Here is a 14,343-nt window from a genome sequence, read left to right on the forward strand (position 1 = left end):
ATTGTTCTGGAAACGGACGCCATGAGTGGAAGTGGGAGCCCCTCCATCATAGGAGGTGGCCGCCTGCCTTGTAAACGCGCGGCAATGGCTTGACCCATCCGCCCCCCGTTCTTATCATTCCTCCAGGCATTCCTGGGTTTCTCCAGGAGTTTCAAGGTTTTGCAGTCAGGAGAGGTTTGGTAGAAGGGCTGTCCCCTGCGGGGCGCGTGATGCCCAGCAGAAATTCGAACCGATACGTCCATCACGGGGTCCGTTTCGAGTTCCATGAGCAAGCCCTCCCCTCGCGGGATGAGGGAAGCCTACGGAACCACGACTTCGAACCCCACCTGGCTTTTTAGGGTTCAATGGACGCTAGGCACACGGCCATTCGGCGGGGGACTTTTTTCTTCACTCTTGGCGGGAGCGGGGCAGGTGAGCGAGACGGTGGCGCAAGAGGGGGCAGCTCGGAAGGTGTCGTTGCGCGAGGAACTCACGGCGCGGCGCAAGGCGATGACGCCGGATATCATCGACGAGCGCGGGCTGAAGGTTCAGGCACGCTTCCTGGCAACGCCCTATTACCAAAAGGCGAGGACGGTGGCGCTCTACGCCCCCATTCGGGGTGAAGTGCCCACACGGGACATCCTCATCGCGGCCCTGCAGGACGAGAAGATCGTCTGCTATCCGCTGTCCCACGTCCATGGACGTATCCTGTCCTTCCGGGCCATCAAGTCCGAGGCGGAGCTGGAGCCAGGCAGGCTCGGAGTACGCGAGCCCACCAACTCGGCCGAGCTCATCCCGGTGGACCAGATCGATCTGTTCGTGGTGCCCGGGCTGGGCTTCACACGAGACGGCAAGCGGCTGGGCCGGGGCGGCGGCTACTACGACGCCACCCTGAAGGCGGCCTCCGCGCGCAGCCGCCGGGTGGGGCTGGCCTTCAGCGACCAGATCGTCGACACCATGCCGACCACGAATGACGACGTGGACATGGACCTCGTCGTCACCGAGGCGGAGACACTGCGCGGGCTCTACCGCGACTGGGACTTCCTGGACACGTGAAAGTACTCTTCATGGGCGATGTGGTGGGCAAGCCGGGAGTCACGGCCGTGCGCACCCTTCTCCCCAAGCTCATCGCGCGCCACTCCTTGGACCTGGTCGTCGCCAACGCGGAGAACAGCGAAGGCGGCGCCGGGATCTCCCCCGAGTCGGCCGAAGCGCTGCTCGCCAGTGAGGTCAACCTCCTGACGAGCGGCAACCATTTCTGGACCAAGAAGCAGATCCTCCCCTGGGTGGCCGACAACCCGCACCTGCTGTTGCGGCCGGCCAACTACCCCAAGGGAGCACCGGGCCGGGGCCACACCGTCATCCAGACGCCGGATGGGCGCAAGCTCGGGGTGCTCAACCTCGAGGGCCGCGTCAACATGAAGCCCCTGGACAACCCGTTCACGGTGGCGCCGGAGCTGGTGGCGGAGCTGCGCAAGCAGACCCCCTGCATCCTGGTGGACATGCACTGCGAGGCCACCAGCGAGAAGAACGCCATGGGCGCGCACCTGGATGGCAAGGTGTCCGCCGTGGTGGGCACCCACACCCATGTGCAGACGGCCGACGAGCGGATTCTCCCCGGCGGCACGGCCTACATCACCGACGTGGGCATGTGTGGCCCGATGGACTCCGTCATCGGAATGAAGAAGGAGTCCTCCATCGAGCGCTTCATCACCCTGCGCCACGTTCCCTACGAGCTGGCCAAGAACCTGGTCTACCTGCAGGGGGTGATCATCGACATGGACGACAAGACGGGGAAGGCGCGCAGCATCGAGCGCGTGCGCGAGCACCTGCCGGGAACCTGAGCGGCGCGCACGGCGAGCGACGTCCCTTGTCACCCTGCCCGCGTTTTCGGGTAGGTTGCGCGGCGCCATGTCCGAAAACGCGCTGCGCAAGGCGACCCCCCAGGAGCAGTTCGAGGAAGTGACCCGCGGCACCGTGGACATCCAGGTGCCCGAGGAGCTGAAGAAGAAGCTCGAGCGCTCGTACGAGAAGGGCAAGCCGCTCGTCATCAAGGCGGGCTTCGATCCGAGCCGCCCGGACCTGCACCTGGGCCACTCGCTGCTGCTCACGCGCATGCGGCGCTTCCAGGACTTCGGCCACCAGGTGGTGTTCCTCATCGGTGACTTCACCGCGCTCATTGGCGATCCCTCCGGGAAGAACGTCACGCGCCCCGCCCTCACCCGCGAGGAGGTGAAGGTCAACGCGAAGACGTACCAGGAGCAGGTCTTCAAGGTGTTGGATGAGTCGAAGACGCAGGTGCGCTTCAACTCCGAGTGGTTGGACAAGCTGGGCACGGAGGGGATGATCCGCCTGGCGGCGCGCTACTCGGTGCAGCGCATGCTGGAGCGCGACGACTTCAAGACGCGCTTCCGGGAGAACCGCTCCATCTCCATCCACGAGTTCCTCTACCCGCTGCTGCAGGGCTACGACTCGGTGGCGCTCAAGGCGGACGTGGAGCTGGGCGCCACGGATCAGCTCTTCAACCTGCTGGTGGGCCGGCAGCTCATGAAGGAAGAGGGCATGGAGCCGCAGGTCATCATGACCGGGCCCATCCTCGAGGGCCTGGACGCGAAGATGGTCGACGGGAAGATCACCGGCGACAAGATGTCCAAGAGCCTGGACAACTACGTGGGCATCAGCGATCCGCCGGAGCAGATCTACGGCAAGCTGATGAGCATCACGGACGACCTGATGTGGCGCTACTACGAGCTGCTGTCGTCGCGGACGCTCAAGGAGCTGGGCGAGCTGAAGGCGAAGGTGACGAGCGGGGAGTTGCACCCGAAGGCGGCCAAGTCCGGGTTCGCGCAGGAGATGGCGGCGCGCTTCCACGACGCGGAGTCGGCGCAGAAGGCGATGCAGACGTGGGAGGAGCGCTACTCGCAGAAGAAGATCGTCGCCGAGGACCAGCCACTGGTGGAGGTGGCGATGGGCGGGGCACCGAAGGTGCCGCTGGCGAAGGCGCTGGCCGAGGCGAAGCTGGTGGCCTCGGTGACGGAGGCACGCAAGCTGATGGGCCAGGGCGGCGTGCGGGTGAACGGGGAGAAGGCGACGGACCCGAAGCACGAGCTGGACGCGGGCGAGTACCTGGTGCAGGTGGGCAAGCACAAGTCCGCGCGCCTCAAGCTGGCGTAATACCCCTCTCCCACTGGGAGAGGGACGGGGTGAGGGTATCCTGCATGGACCCATGCGGACCCTCACCCTGCTCCTGATTGCCCTCTGTACCCTCCCCTTCCGAGCCCATGCCTCGGGCGCCTTCGTCTCCGGCACCCGGCTGGAGGCCGTGGCGGAACCCGGGTCCACCCAGGTCGTCTTCACCGTGGAGCCGGACACGGCCTACCCCGTCCTCAAGAAGGGAGGCCCCGGACGCGAGTGGTGCAAGCTGAAGGGCGCCAAGGGCGAGGGCTGGGTGAAGTGCGACGGCACCGCGGCGCTGCCGGACAAGCCCCGGATGAGCGGTGAGTTCCTGGCCTCGAAGGACCGGGCCCCCGAGGCCGTCGCCCTGCCCACCACCATCCCCGAGGCCAAGGGCTGCTCGACCCGCTGCGACCACCCGCCCCTCTTCCGCCAACCCCCCGCGCTCAAGCCGGTGGACCGCGAGGTGCTCGGGATGTGCCCGGCGCGCCCGGACGCCTCGGTGAGCCGCGGCGACGTGCAGCGCTTCATGGCCGCGCACCATGACGATCCGCGCATCCAGCGGGCCCTGTCCGTGGCGGGCCGCCCGGGCGCGCGCCAGGGCAACATCGAGTGGCTCACCGGCCTGTGGGTGAGCACGGGGCCGCGCAACGCCTTCACCCACGTCTTCTGCGGCGACGAGTGGCTGGAGGAGAACATCGGCGGGCTGCACTACCTGCCCCGCTACGCGCAGCTCGAGTCCGAGGGGAAGCTCTGCTTCGACGGCCCGGCACGCGGTGGAAAGGCGCTCCAGGGCTCGCAGTACCTCATCCGCTTCCGCGGCGTGGCCCCCTGGTCCTGCGCCGAGAAGAAGCTCGGCGGATTCGCGCAGGCGGAGGATCCGGTGGCCATGGTGGCCGTGGGCACCCGCGCCTTCGCCCGCTGCTGCGCACGGGATGGAGCCAAGAAGGAGGGCGGCGTGTACTCGGCGCCGGACCTCGGCGGCAACGCATGGCGCATCTGGTGCGGGACGCGCAATGGCACCTACGGCATCGCCACGCTCTACCCCACCAACGAGCGGGCCACCTGCGGCGACTGACGCAGGTGCCCTTCCCCTCCGCCACTCCCCGGGCGCGCCGGCTCAGCGACTCGAACGGCGCGTCCGGGTGAGCAGCGCCAGGGCCATCAGCGCGACCGCTCCAGCCAGGGTGCCACCGCCCGAGCTGCCACAGCCCCAGCCCAGTGGCGAGAGCAACTCCTCCGGGTCCGTGCCCGCGTCGGTCGTCCCGGGAGTGCTTGCATCCGGAGTGCTCGCATCCGGAGTGCTTGCATCCGGAGTGCTTGCATCCGGAGTGCCTCCATCCGGCCTGGTGGCCGGCCCAGCGTCCGGGTTGACCGCCAGGCGGAAGACGAAGAGGTCCTGGCCGCCGTTGTACGAGGGATCATGGCCCGCATCCGAGACGAGCAGGCCCGCGTCGGCATTGGAGCGCCCCACCGCCACGAGCTGTCCCAGAGGCGAGCCGGAAAGCCCCATCACGGACTCGGAACCCGCGGCATTCCCTCCCACGTAGGAGGCCCACACGAAGCCTGTCAGGTCCGGATCCACCATGGCGACGAAGCCATCGTTCTTGACCCCACCCCCGCTGGGGTCGAAGGACGGATCGAAGGCATTGACGGCCAGATTCGTGGAGGTCGTCGTTCCTCCGACGTAGATGTTGCCACGGGTGTCCGCCGAGGCATGGCCTTCCATGAACTCGCCGCCTTCGCCAATCAGTACCTTCTTCGGTTGAAGGTCGCCGTTGTCGCCCACCACCCGGACCATGAAGATCTCCCGTCCTTTGCGGGTGAAGCCCGCGGGAAAATCCGTGGAGAGGCTGTTGCCAATGACAGTCATTCCACCTGATTCCGGCTGGTTCAGGACGTCCCGGACGTCATCGTCACCGTTGCCGCCCAGGAATTGGAACCAATTCATGCCGCCATCTGGGTTCAGCTGGGCGACGAAGCCGTCGCTGCCTCCTCCGCCAAATTCGCCCAGGACCTTGGGCAGGGATGTCGAAGGGATGTTCTGGCTCACGAGGCCGCCCACGAACACCCGGTGGTATTCGTTCGTCGCTACCGCGTACCCCACGTCGTTGCCGGGACTTCCGAAGGTGATGTCCCACACGGTTCGAGGGGGGTCGGCTGCGAGATCGTCCACCTGGGTGACGAAGACATCACCCCCCCGCTTGCCGACGACGTACACCACTTCGTATCCGTCCTTCTCATAGACGTAGACGTCACGGCCCTCGTCATCCCCCGGGCCGCCCAGGTACTGGAACCAGCTCACCGTCCCGTCCAGCTCCAGCCGGGCCAGGAAGGCATCCGTGCCCCCCTGGGAGCTACCGGAAATCTTGCCCACGTTGCCAATGGCTGGGTTCGAGGACGAGGCCGACGTCGTCCCGACGACGTACAACCGGTTTTCCCGATAGGGAACGAGCGCCAGCCGCATCCCCGTGTCATTGCCGGTGCCACCAAACACGCGGGTCCACGCCACGCCTCCGTCCGCATACAACTTGGTGACGAAAGCGTCCTCGCCTCCGGTCACCAGGGGCGGCGTGGACAGGCCCCCGGGGAAACCAGGGGCGTTCGTCCTGCCTGTCACAAAGGTATCACCCGCCCTGTTCGTGATGACACCTTCCGCGTAGTCGTCGGTATTGCTGGGACCGCCACTGGCCGCAGTGCCCCCCAGATAGGTGTTCCAGGTGATGCTGGGAGTAGCGGAGGCCTGAGCACGGACCGGGCCCGGCAGTACGGAGAACACGAGCGGAACGAGGCCAGCCAGCACGGCGGCGATGCGAAGAATGAGAGGGGACATGTGAAGTTCTTTCTCTCGCCGAGTATGCCAGGAAGGGGCTGGGCGGACGCATGACTCGGGAACGGTCCCGGCGTGAGACCTGTGGAGCCCCCCTCCCTCACGGGGCATACTGCGGCCCATGTGTGGCCGCGTCACCATCCAGACCCCCGCCCTGGCGATCGCCCGTGAGTTCGCCCTCACCGGCATCCGCTCCGCCCTCGAGCGCCCCCGCTACAACCTCGCCCCCACCCAGCTCATGCCCGTGGTCATCAACGACGGCGAGCGCATGCTGGATGCCTACCGCTGGGGCCTCATCCCCTCCTGGGCCAAGGAGGCTTCCATCGGCAACAAGCTCATCAACGCCCGCGGCGAGACGGTGGCCGAGAAGCCCAGCTTCCGCTCCGCCCTCAAGCGCCGGCGCTGCCTCGCGCTCGTGGATGGCTGGTACGAGTGGAAGCAGAGCACGAAGCCCAAGACGCCCTACCTCTTCCGCCGCAAGGATGGCCTGCCCATGGCCTTCGCCGGGCTCTGGGAGGAGTGGACCGCCCCGGACACCGGCGAGCTCATCCGCACCTGCACCCTCATCACCACCGGGCCCAACCACCTCATGGCCCCCATCCACGACCGGATGCCCGTTATCCTCTCGCGTGAAGCCCAGGAACTCTGGCTGCGTCCGGAGCCCCAGGAGGCCTCGGTGCTCCAGCCCCTCCTGGTACCCAACGAGGACGAGCCCCTCGAGGCCTGGGAGGTGGGGCGCGTGGTGAACTCACCGATGAACGACGTCGTCGCCTGCGTGGAGCGCGTGGCCAGCCAGTCCACGCTCCTGGTCTGACGTCTAATCGCCGAAGATCTTCCGGAAGAAGCGCACCACCGAGAACGACACGGGGGTCTCGTCGGGCCGGCCCTGGGTGTCCTGCTCGAGCGCGACGGGAGGCCGCTGGGCCTCTGGCTCCACGGAGAAGACGCTGAACTCGTCTTGGCCATCGATCGAAGTGAGCGCCTTGCGTGAGGCATTGCCACGTGTGGGCTTCTGGTCGGACATGGGCCTACCTCCCGGCGTGCGCCGTACGGCAGTGTAGGACGAGGCCCGTCACGGCGCCACAGGGGCCGGGGCGGCGGGCGCCTTCCGGCGCAGGCCTACCACGTACACCTCCATGCTGGCGCCGCGGGTGGCCTCGGGGCGCACCAGCTTCACCTCCTCGAAGCTGGCGCGCACCTCCTCGCGGAACTCCTCGAACTCGCCACCCATGAAGAGCTTGGCCACGAAGGCCGCGCCCGGACGGCCCCGGGTGACGGCCAGCTCGAGCGCCTTGCGCGCCAGCCGCAGGCTGCGGGCCTCGTCGGTGGTGCGGATGCCGCTCGTCTTGGGCGCCATGTCGGAGATGACGGCGTCGTAGGGCCCGTCGTACAGCTCGCTGAGCTTCGCGTCGAAGTCGTCGGCCAGCACGTCCAGCACCGCCGTCTTCACGTAGGGCTGCGAGAAGGGCCGGATGGCGACGATGTCCACCCCGATGACCCGGCCGCTGGGGCCCACCGCGTCCGCCAATATCTGCAGGAAGCCGCCCGGGGCGGCTCCCAGGTCCAGCACCGTGGCGCCCTTCTTCAAGAAGGGGTAGCGCTTGAGGATCTCATCCACCTTGAAGGCGGAACGGGCCCTCAGCCCTTCTTGCTTGGCTTTCTTGAAATAGTGGTCTTTCGGACGGTAGGGCTTGCCCATGACAGAGGGGGTCCCTACCATCGGCTACTGTCTTCGGGAAGCCGAAGCGGTGACGGGTGTCGTGGACCCGTGAAACGGCGGACCGGAGGGGGCATGCGACTGTTCAGCGTGACGACGGCGGTGTGCGTCTCCCTGCTGGCGGCGGCCTGCGCGGTGGGGTGCTGGTACCGTGCGGAGGGGCTGCGCTCGGAGGCGGACTGGCTGCTGGAGCGGAGCAAGGCCCAGGCGAGCGAGTTCGCCCAGAGCTTCAACGACACCCTGGCCACCCAGCAGCTAGAGACGTTCGCCAGGCGCCGGGTGGTGCTGGAGCGGGCCCACCTGTGGCAGCGCGGCCAGGCGCTGGGGATCATGTTCGCCGTGGTGGCCGCGGCGTGCGCCTGGGTGCTGAACCTGCTGCGCCGCCTGAATGGCGAGCTGGAGGAGGCGAGCCAGGGGCTGGAGGAGGCGAAGGCCGCCGAGCCGGTCTCCCTGGGAGCCGCCGTCCGGCCCTCGCGTTCCTAGAGGACTCGCGGCGCGGGAAGCGCGCTGGTATGGACTGCCTCACCCCTGAGCGGGAGGTGGAGCATGCCGGGCTGCGCGCACTGCGGAGGCGAACTCGACATCGTGGGCAACCAGGTGGGGCGGCGGGACACCTGCCCCCACTGCGGCGAGGAAGTGCACTCGTGCCGCAACTGCCGCCACTTCGACAAGACGGTGGCCAAGCAGTGCAAGGAGCCCTTCGCCGAGGTGCCCTCGGACAAGGACGAGGCCAACTTCTGTGAGCTCTTCCAGATTGGCGAGGGCGGCCTGCACGTGAAGGACAGCAAGGACGCCGCGCTGTCCGCCGCCGAGGCCCTCTTCAGGAAGAAGTAGGCGCTACCACCGCCGGGCAAGGCCCAGGCTGCCGCGCACGGTGAGCGCCGCGGCCGGCCGGCTCTTCCCCTCGGGCGTCAGCTCCGGGAAGAGGAAGGTCTGCCCGGTCAGCTCCAGCAGGAAGGCGAAGCCCACCGGCAGGTCATACGTGGCCCCCACGCTCACCGCGAGCGTGCCCGCCAGGGCCGTCCGGTCCGGCGCCAGGCCCTTCGTCTCGAAGGATTGATGCAGGAGCGCCGCCCCCGCCGAGGCCCCCACGCCCAACGACACCCGGGGCAAGTCCCACGCGTGCACCACCCCCAGCTCGGCGCCCAGCTCGTCCATGCGCGCGCTCAGCTTCGCGTTGCGGAAGCCCCCCCGGCAGACGCCCACCCGGGGCACCACGCTCAGGTGCTCCATCTCGATGGCCCACGCGGCCCAGGGGCCCTGGCAGTTGGTCGCCTCCTGCCACAGCCCCGTGTGCACCTGGTAGCCCACCTGCACGCCGTGCACGGCCTCCCCGCCCGCCTGTCCCTTGCGCACCAGCCGCGCGTACTCGAAGCGCTCCAGCTTCCCATCCTCCACCACCGTCACCGACGCGGGCGTCACCGCCACGGTGCCCTCGAGCAGGAAGTCGGCGCCACGGCCCCGCACGAAGTACCGGCCCGCGCGCACGTTGATGCGGCGGACCCGCTCGTGCGCGCCCACCTCGGCCACCACCGCGCCCGCCGGGGTGTCCGTGAAGAGCAGGTACGTGCGCCCCTCGGGAAACGCGAGGCTCCCCCGCCGCTCGGCGCGCCGGCCCAGGTCCGTCAGGATGACGTCCCCCTGCCCCTTCAGCTCGTACCGGAAGGTGGGGTGCTGCGTGCCCGACAGCGTCCGGCTCGAGGCGCGAATCGTGTTCTCGTAGGAGAAGCGGTAGGCCTCCTCCAGCGCCACGTGCCCATCCTCGTTCTGGTCCGCGGCCCCCAGCAGCCCGGAGACGAGGTAGTGCGTGAAGAAGGAGCCCCGGAGCGCCTCCGACTCCTGGGCGGACTCGCTCGCCGCGCTCGAGGTGAGGAAGACCACGCCCTCCCCGGCCAGTTGCTGATCCAACCGGAGGAAGAACGGTGGCGCGCTCGTGCCGCCCTTCACGCGGGTGAGCGCCCCCGAGCGGCAGGCATCCAGCACCAGCACCCGGAAGGCGGCCGCCGAGCCGCGCACGAGCTGCTCCAGCTCGGAGATCTCCAGAGGCGTCGTCCCCAGGTGGAGCGCCTGCGCGTCCGCGTGGCCCGAGTAGTAGACGAGCAGCATGGCCTGCATCCCTGGCCTGCCCGCCACCGAGCGGATGCGATCATTGAGCGAGATGAGCGCCCGGCGCGCCGTGGCCGAGTCCTCGCCGGACAGCATCACCAGGTTCTCGGGCGCGAAGCCGCCCAGCTCCCCCAGCACGTCGCGCACCTTGCGGGCATCGTCCTCGGCGAAACGCAGCGGCTCCTCGCCGGCCTCGCCGAAGTTGTTGCCCATCACGAGCCCGAAGCGGACCACCTCCGCCCCGGCGGGACTGGCGACACTCAACACCCCGGCGAGCGCCAGGAACAACGGGACTGCCCTCATGGCCCCTCCTGCTTGTCCAGCGCTACCACGTCCACGTCGCAGCCCTCGGCGGGGGGCGGCCGTGATGGCTCCCGTTCGAGCGCCGAGAGCAGGGGCTCCAGCGGAATCGGCGCCGGGCAGGCGAGCACGTAGACGATCTCCGTCCCCAGGGTGCCGTCGAGAACGGTGGACAGCGGCAGGGGCACGTCCTCGCCCGCGGGCTGGAAGGCGGCGGTGGGCTCGGCCGGGTAGTAGAGGCTGGCGCGCCGCGCTCCATCGAGGCTCAGCACCGCCACGTAGCCGGGAGCGCTCAACGACGTCGTGAATTGGAGCGCATCCCCGGGCCGGACGACCTCGCCCGGGCCGCCCTCGCGCACGGCGTCCTGGTGCCGCACGTAGAACCCGGACCAGCCCGCGCCCTTCGTCCGGCCCTCCTCCAGCACCTCGCGGGGCTGCTTCCCCACCAGCACCACCAGCACCACGGAGGCGGCCAGGGCCAGCGCGGTGCCCAGCCACGCGGCCCGCCGGGGCACGAGACGGCGGGGCGGCTCGGGCGTGCGCAACTCCAGCGGGGGCGGCGCGGCCTGGAAGGCCTCCCGGTCCGCGTGGAGCGCGTCATACCGGGCGGTGCAGGCGGGACAGGTGGCGAGGTGCTCGCGCACGGCCCCCTCCTCCCCGGCCGCGAGCGCACGGCCCAGCAACAGGTCCAACTGGAGATCCGACAGGCACCCTTCGCGGCGGCTCATGACCTCTCCTTCCCGGAAGCCCCACCGAGGCGGAGCACCTGCTCCCGGACACGCTCCAGCAGGTTGCCCACGTGCCGCCGGGAGCAGTCCATCACGCCGGCGATCTCCTCGTGCGTCATCTCATCGAAGTAGTAGTAGACGGCCACCTCGCGCAGCTCCTCGGGCAGACGGGACAGGAGGCTCCGCGCCTCGGCGAGCCGCTCCGCCCGGGGCAGCTCCACCTCGGACAGGCGCGGCGCCATCACCTCCTCCACCAGCTTCAACCGCGTCCGCCCGTTGCGCAGCCGGTTGAGGCACAGGTGCGTCGTCGCCGAGTAGAGGAAGGTGATGGCCTGGCTGCGGCCCTGGTACTGCCCGGGCCGGTGCAGCAACGAGGTGAACAGCTCCTGCAACACGTCGCGCGCCTCCTGCTCGTCGCCGAGCACCTGACGCGCCCGGCGCAGCACCAGGTAGCCGTGCTCGCGGTAGAGCTGTTCGATGTCCCCGTTGCTCCTCATGTGCCGTCCGGTCCTCCGTGCCTCGCGAGCGCTCAGGTGAACTGAGGCAGGCGCAGCTTGCTCGGGTCGTTGGGGATGCGGACCTTGATGCTCGTGTCCAGGTTCTCGTCGACCACGGTCAGGGTGTCGTAGATGTCGCCGCAGGCCTCCCGCTCCGCCGGAGTGGTCGCGTGCGCGATGCAGTCCTGGTACTTGCGATACTCCCCCTCGGTCATGGCCCTGGCGTGGATGAGGTGGTAGCCGGCGGAGATGGCGCGCGCGCCCCCACCCTCGTCGAGCCACTTCGAGAAGACGCTGCCCGCCTCCACGGGCTCGGGGAGATAGGCCATCACGTACTCCTCGGCGGCCCCGACGAAGCGCTCCTCGTTCTCGTCGAACACACCGATATAGGCCATGCCAATCGGCCCATACGGAGTCTGCGCGAGCGAGCCCTCATCCGGAGGGGTGTGGAGCGAGAGCTTGAAGTGGCTGGGGAACTGGCCCTCCACGGGCACCGACTCCGCGACGATCAGGTTCTTCCCCGGCCTGGGAACGAGCCAGACGAGCTCGACATTGGTGGACGGCAGCGGCACCTCCCGCTCGCTGGTGACGGTGCCGCTCAGGGTGAGCAGCGGCTCCCCGGGGTACTCCGGCGTTGCCTGGGGCGTGCCACACGCGGCGAGGGCGAGGCCCGCGAGGCCGGTGACGAACAACGAACGCAGCATGCGCTTCATGGTCTCTCCAAGAGAACGGGCCAGGGAGGACCCGGCAGGGGTCCGCCGCCCGTTCCATCCCTTGGGACCGCGAGCCCTCATTTTCCGGCACGAAAAAAAGCAGGGCCCCGGTTCAGCCCTCCCCGGCCGGGAGGAAGGGCAGCTCCAGGACGAAGGTGGCCCCATGTCCGGGCCCTTCGCTCTGCGCCTTCAGCGAGCCGCCCATCTCCTGGGCCGCCAGGGCGCTGGAGTGCAGGCCAAAGCCATGGCCCTCCTCGCGGGTGGTGAAGCCGTACTGGAAGATGCGCGTGAGCAGCTCCGGGGCGATGCCCACCCCATGGTCGCGGATCTCGATGCGCACGAGGCGTTCCGACGGGCGCTCCAACGTCACGCGCAGCCGCTGCTTCTCGGCGGGCAGGGCCTCCATGGCGTTGATGGCGTTGCTGATCAGATTGAGCAGGATCGTCAGCACCTTGTGCTTGTCGGCCATCACCGGAGGCAGGTCCGCCAGGCTCCGCTCCACCTGGATGTGAAAGCGGGCGAGCCCATCCGCGCTGATCCGCAAGGCGTCCTGCACCAGCTGCGCCAGGGAGACGGGCTCCTGGACCTGGGGCGTCCTGGCATGGCGCTGCTGCATCCGGACGATGGTGGCGATGTGGTCGGTGTACCGGCCGACATCCTCGAGCAGCTCGCGAAGCTCCTGTTGCTCCTCGAGCATGTGCCGGCTCAACCGGCGCAGGAAGGGCAGGACGTTCTTCCCGCGCTCGTCCTCGGTGAGGAAGCGGGCCAGGCCGGACTGGTGCGCCTCGAGCAGCTCCACCACGCGGCCCACCTGTTCGAGCTTCAACCCGTCCAGCCGCTCCCGGGCCACCAGCGCCGAGGTGGTGACGCTGTTGAGCACGTTGCCCACGTTGTGCAGCACGTGCGTGGCCACCTCCGCCATGCCCGCCCGCCGAGCCGTGTCCACCAGCCGCTGGTGGACCTCCTTCAGCTCCCGGGTGCGCTCCTCGACGCGGTGCTCCAGCCCCTCGTTGGCGTGGCGCAAGGCCTCCTCGCGCCGGTGGACCTCGTGGGCCATCCGCTGGAAGGCCTGGGCCAGCTGCCCCAGCTCGTCGGCGCGTGACGTGTCCAGCTGGACGTGGAAGTCCCCGGCCTCCACCTGGGTGGCTGCCCGGGAGAAGCTCAGCAGCGGACGGGAGATGTGCCGCCGGAGCACCCAATACATGATGCCCAGCTCCACCAGCAGCGACACCATGCCGAAGAGCGGGACATAGCGCGCCGCGTGGAAGGCCGTCGCGGCCACCTCGCGCCCGGACAGCACCGTGACGAAGTTCCAGCCGGGCCCCGCCAGCCGCGCCACGGCGAGGTACTCGTCATACTCCGCCAGCTTCAGCAGGATCTGCCCGGGCTGGCGGCCGCGCACCCGCTCGAAGATGGCGCGCAGGTGGGCATTCTGCTCGGCCGATTCCAGGTGCAAGGGCGCGCCGGGCTTTCCGTCGTCCAGGAGGTTGTAGGCAGCCGCGCCGCTCTCCAGCTTCAACTGGGGATGGGCGATGAGCTGCCCGTCATCGCGGAAGACCATGTTGTACGCACCGGGCAGCGACTCCTTGACGGTGCGGGCCATCAGCTCGTCGAGGAGCACGTCATGCCCCACCGTCGCGACATGGCGGCCGTCCAGGTCCAGCGGGGTGACGACCGAGGCCATCCACCGCTTCGAGGTCACATCCTCGAAGATGCCCGTCCAGGCCGTCTGCCGCCGCGGGTTGTTGCCGGGCTGGGTGAGGGTGAAGAACTCGCCGGTGACGAGCGGGAAGCCGGCATCTATCTCCTGGCTCCAGTCCGGATCCTCCGGCCAGAACACGGCCTCGGCGCCCTCGGGCAGGATGACGTAGGTGTCGGTGAAGCTCGCGCGGAGCGCGGGCCCGAACTGGGCCACCACGTCATGGGCGGCCAGCAGCCGGCGGCGGAAGTCCACGTCCGCCGTCACCCCGCGGTTCACGAAGACCCCGGGCATCCGCGTCCCGTCGAAGCCCTGGGGCCGGTTGCGGATGGAGCCATCCTCGAGCCGGGTGAAGAGGCTGTCGAAGCGGGCGTGGGGCTCCTCCTGGCCCCAGGCGCGGATGCGCTCCTCCAACGCCTTCTTGAGGATCGCGTGGTTGTTCTCGGCCAGGATGAAGACGGCCTGCTCGCGCTGGCCGCGCTCGGAGACGTAGTGCACGAGCCGCAGGAAGTGCTCGGTGCGCGTGAAGCGGAGGATGTAGACGTAGCTGACGAGCGTGGTCAGGACGATGACCAGCGCGATGCGGACCCCCATGCTGAG

15 protein-coding genes and 1 other RNA gene are annotated in these 14,343 nt (G+C 68.9%); 8 read left to right on the plus strand and 8 right to left on the minus strand.

Translation table 11 applies throughout. From position 1 onward, the window contains the following. The first annotated feature begins 189 nt into the window (after nucleotides 1–189). The 5 genes from ssrS to NR798_RS30185 all read left to right on the plus strand — a co-directional run bounded on the left by ssrS (nucleotide 190) and on the right by NR798_RS30185 (nucleotide 4,231). Nucleotides 190–381: non-coding RNA, 6S RNA (ssrS, locus tag NR798_RS30165), on the plus strand. Nucleotides 382–411: 30 nt separating this feature from the next. After that, nucleotides 412–1,035 carry a 5-formyltetrahydrofolate cyclo-ligase gene (locus NR798_RS30170; RefSeq protein WP_375765969.1) on the plus strand — a complete coding sequence of 208 codons (624 nt, stop codon included), beginning with the start codon at nucleotides 412–414 and terminating at the stop codon, nucleotides 1,033–1,035. Then, on the plus strand, nucleotides 1,032–1,823 hold the full coding sequence (locus NR798_RS30175) for a TIGR00282 family metallophosphoesterase (protein ID WP_375765970.1): 792 nt from the start codon (nucleotides 1,032–1,034) through the stop codon (nucleotides 1,821–1,823). The genes NR798_RS30170 and NR798_RS30175 overlap by 4 nt, the downstream gene beginning before the upstream one ends. A gap of 67 nt (nucleotides 1,824–1,890) precedes the next feature. Continuing rightward, complete coding sequence (tyrS, locus tag NR798_RS30180) at nucleotides 1,891–3,153, plus strand: tyrosine--tRNA ligase (RefSeq protein WP_375765971.1); 1,263 nt, start codon at nucleotides 1,891–1,893, stop codon at nucleotides 3,151–3,153. A gap of 52 nt (nucleotides 3,154–3,205) precedes the next feature. After that, the gene (locus tag NR798_RS30185; protein WP_375765972.1) at nucleotides 3,206–4,231 is read left to right on the plus strand and encodes a hypothetical protein; all 1,026 of its coding nucleotides are present in this window, start codon (nucleotides 3,206–3,208) and stop codon (nucleotides 4,229–4,231) included. Between the two features lie 42 nt (nucleotides 4,232–4,273). Here NR798_RS30185 and NR798_RS30190 read toward each other — a convergent pair whose 3' ends face one another. Beyond that, nucleotides 4,274–5,986 (minus strand): hypothetical protein, encoded by a 1,713-nt coding sequence (locus NR798_RS30190; RefSeq protein ID WP_375765973.1) that lies wholly within the window; start codon nucleotides 5,984–5,986, stop codon nucleotides 4,274–4,276. Nucleotides 5,987–6,104: 118 nt separating this feature from the next. Here NR798_RS30190 and NR798_RS30195 point away from each other — a divergent pair, with 118 nt between their 5' ends. Then, nucleotides 6,105–6,797 (plus strand): SOS response-associated peptidase, encoded by a 693-nt coding sequence (locus tag NR798_RS30195; protein WP_375765974.1) that lies wholly within the window; start codon nucleotides 6,105–6,107, stop codon nucleotides 6,795–6,797. Nucleotides 6,798–6,800: 3 nt separating this feature from the next. Here NR798_RS30195 and NR798_RS30200 read toward each other — a convergent pair whose 3' ends face one another. Both NR798_RS30200 and NR798_RS30205 read right to left on the minus strand, forming a co-directional pair. Beyond that, nucleotides 6,801–7,007, minus strand: a complete 207-nt coding sequence (locus tag NR798_RS30200) for a hypothetical protein (protein WP_375765975.1) — start codon at nucleotides 7,005–7,007, stop codon at nucleotides 6,801–6,803. A 48-nt stretch (nucleotides 7,008–7,055) separates the two neighbouring features. Next, complete coding sequence (locus tag NR798_RS30205; protein ID WP_375765976.1) at nucleotides 7,056–7,703, minus strand: SAM-dependent methyltransferase; 648 nt, start codon at nucleotides 7,701–7,703, stop codon at nucleotides 7,056–7,058. A gap of 72 nt (nucleotides 7,704–7,775) precedes the next feature. Between NR798_RS30205 and NR798_RS30210 the strand changes: the two genes are divergently transcribed. After that, the gene (locus NR798_RS30210) at nucleotides 7,776–8,183 is read left to right on the plus strand and encodes a hypothetical protein (protein WP_375765977.1); all 408 of its coding nucleotides are present in this window, start codon (nucleotides 7,776–7,778) and stop codon (nucleotides 8,181–8,183) included. Nucleotides 8,184–8,246: 63 nt separating this feature from the next. After that, nucleotides 8,247–8,534 (plus strand): hypothetical protein, encoded by a 288-nt coding sequence (locus NR798_RS30215; RefSeq protein ID WP_375765978.1) that lies wholly within the window; start codon nucleotides 8,247–8,249, stop codon nucleotides 8,532–8,534. Between the two features lie 3 nt (nucleotides 8,535–8,537). On the opposite strand, the gene NR798_RS30220 is transcribed toward NR798_RS30215, so the two are convergent. The 5 genes from NR798_RS30220 to NR798_RS30240 all read right to left on the minus strand — a co-directional run bounded on the left by NR798_RS30220 (nucleotide 8,538) and on the right by NR798_RS30240 (nucleotide 14,337). Beyond that, entirely contained in the window at nucleotides 8,538–10,109 is a 1,572-nt protein-coding gene (locus tag NR798_RS30220) for a caspase domain-containing protein (protein ID WP_375765979.1), read from the minus strand. Continuing rightward, the gene (locus NR798_RS30225) at nucleotides 10,106–10,834 is read right to left on the minus strand and encodes a hypothetical protein (protein WP_375765980.1); all 729 of its coding nucleotides are present in this window, start codon (nucleotides 10,832–10,834) and stop codon (nucleotides 10,106–10,108) included. Before NR798_RS30225 ends, NR798_RS30220 begins: the two co-directional genes overlap by 4 nt. Continuing rightward, a complete protein-coding gene (locus NR798_RS30230) occupies nucleotides 10,831–11,331 on the minus strand; it encodes an RNA polymerase sigma factor (protein WP_375765981.1) in 501 nt (166 codons plus the stop codon). Before NR798_RS30230 ends, NR798_RS30225 begins: the two co-directional genes overlap by 4 nt. 32 nt (nucleotides 11,332–11,363) lie before the next feature. Further along, nucleotides 11,364–12,044, minus strand: a complete 681-nt coding sequence (locus tag NR798_RS30235; RefSeq protein ID WP_375765982.1) for a hypothetical protein — start codon at nucleotides 12,042–12,044, stop codon at nucleotides 11,364–11,366. A gap of 112 nt (nucleotides 12,045–12,156) precedes the next feature. After that, entirely contained in the window at nucleotides 12,157–14,337 is a 2,181-nt protein-coding gene (locus tag NR798_RS30240; RefSeq protein WP_375765983.1) for an ATP-binding protein, read from the minus strand. Nucleotides 14,338–14,343 lie beyond the last annotated feature (6 nt).

Source organism: Archangium gephyra (assembly GCF_042230915.1).
Taxonomy (GTDB): domain Bacteria; phylum Myxococcota; class Myxococcia; order Myxococcales; family Myxococcaceae; genus Archangium; species Archangium gephyra_B.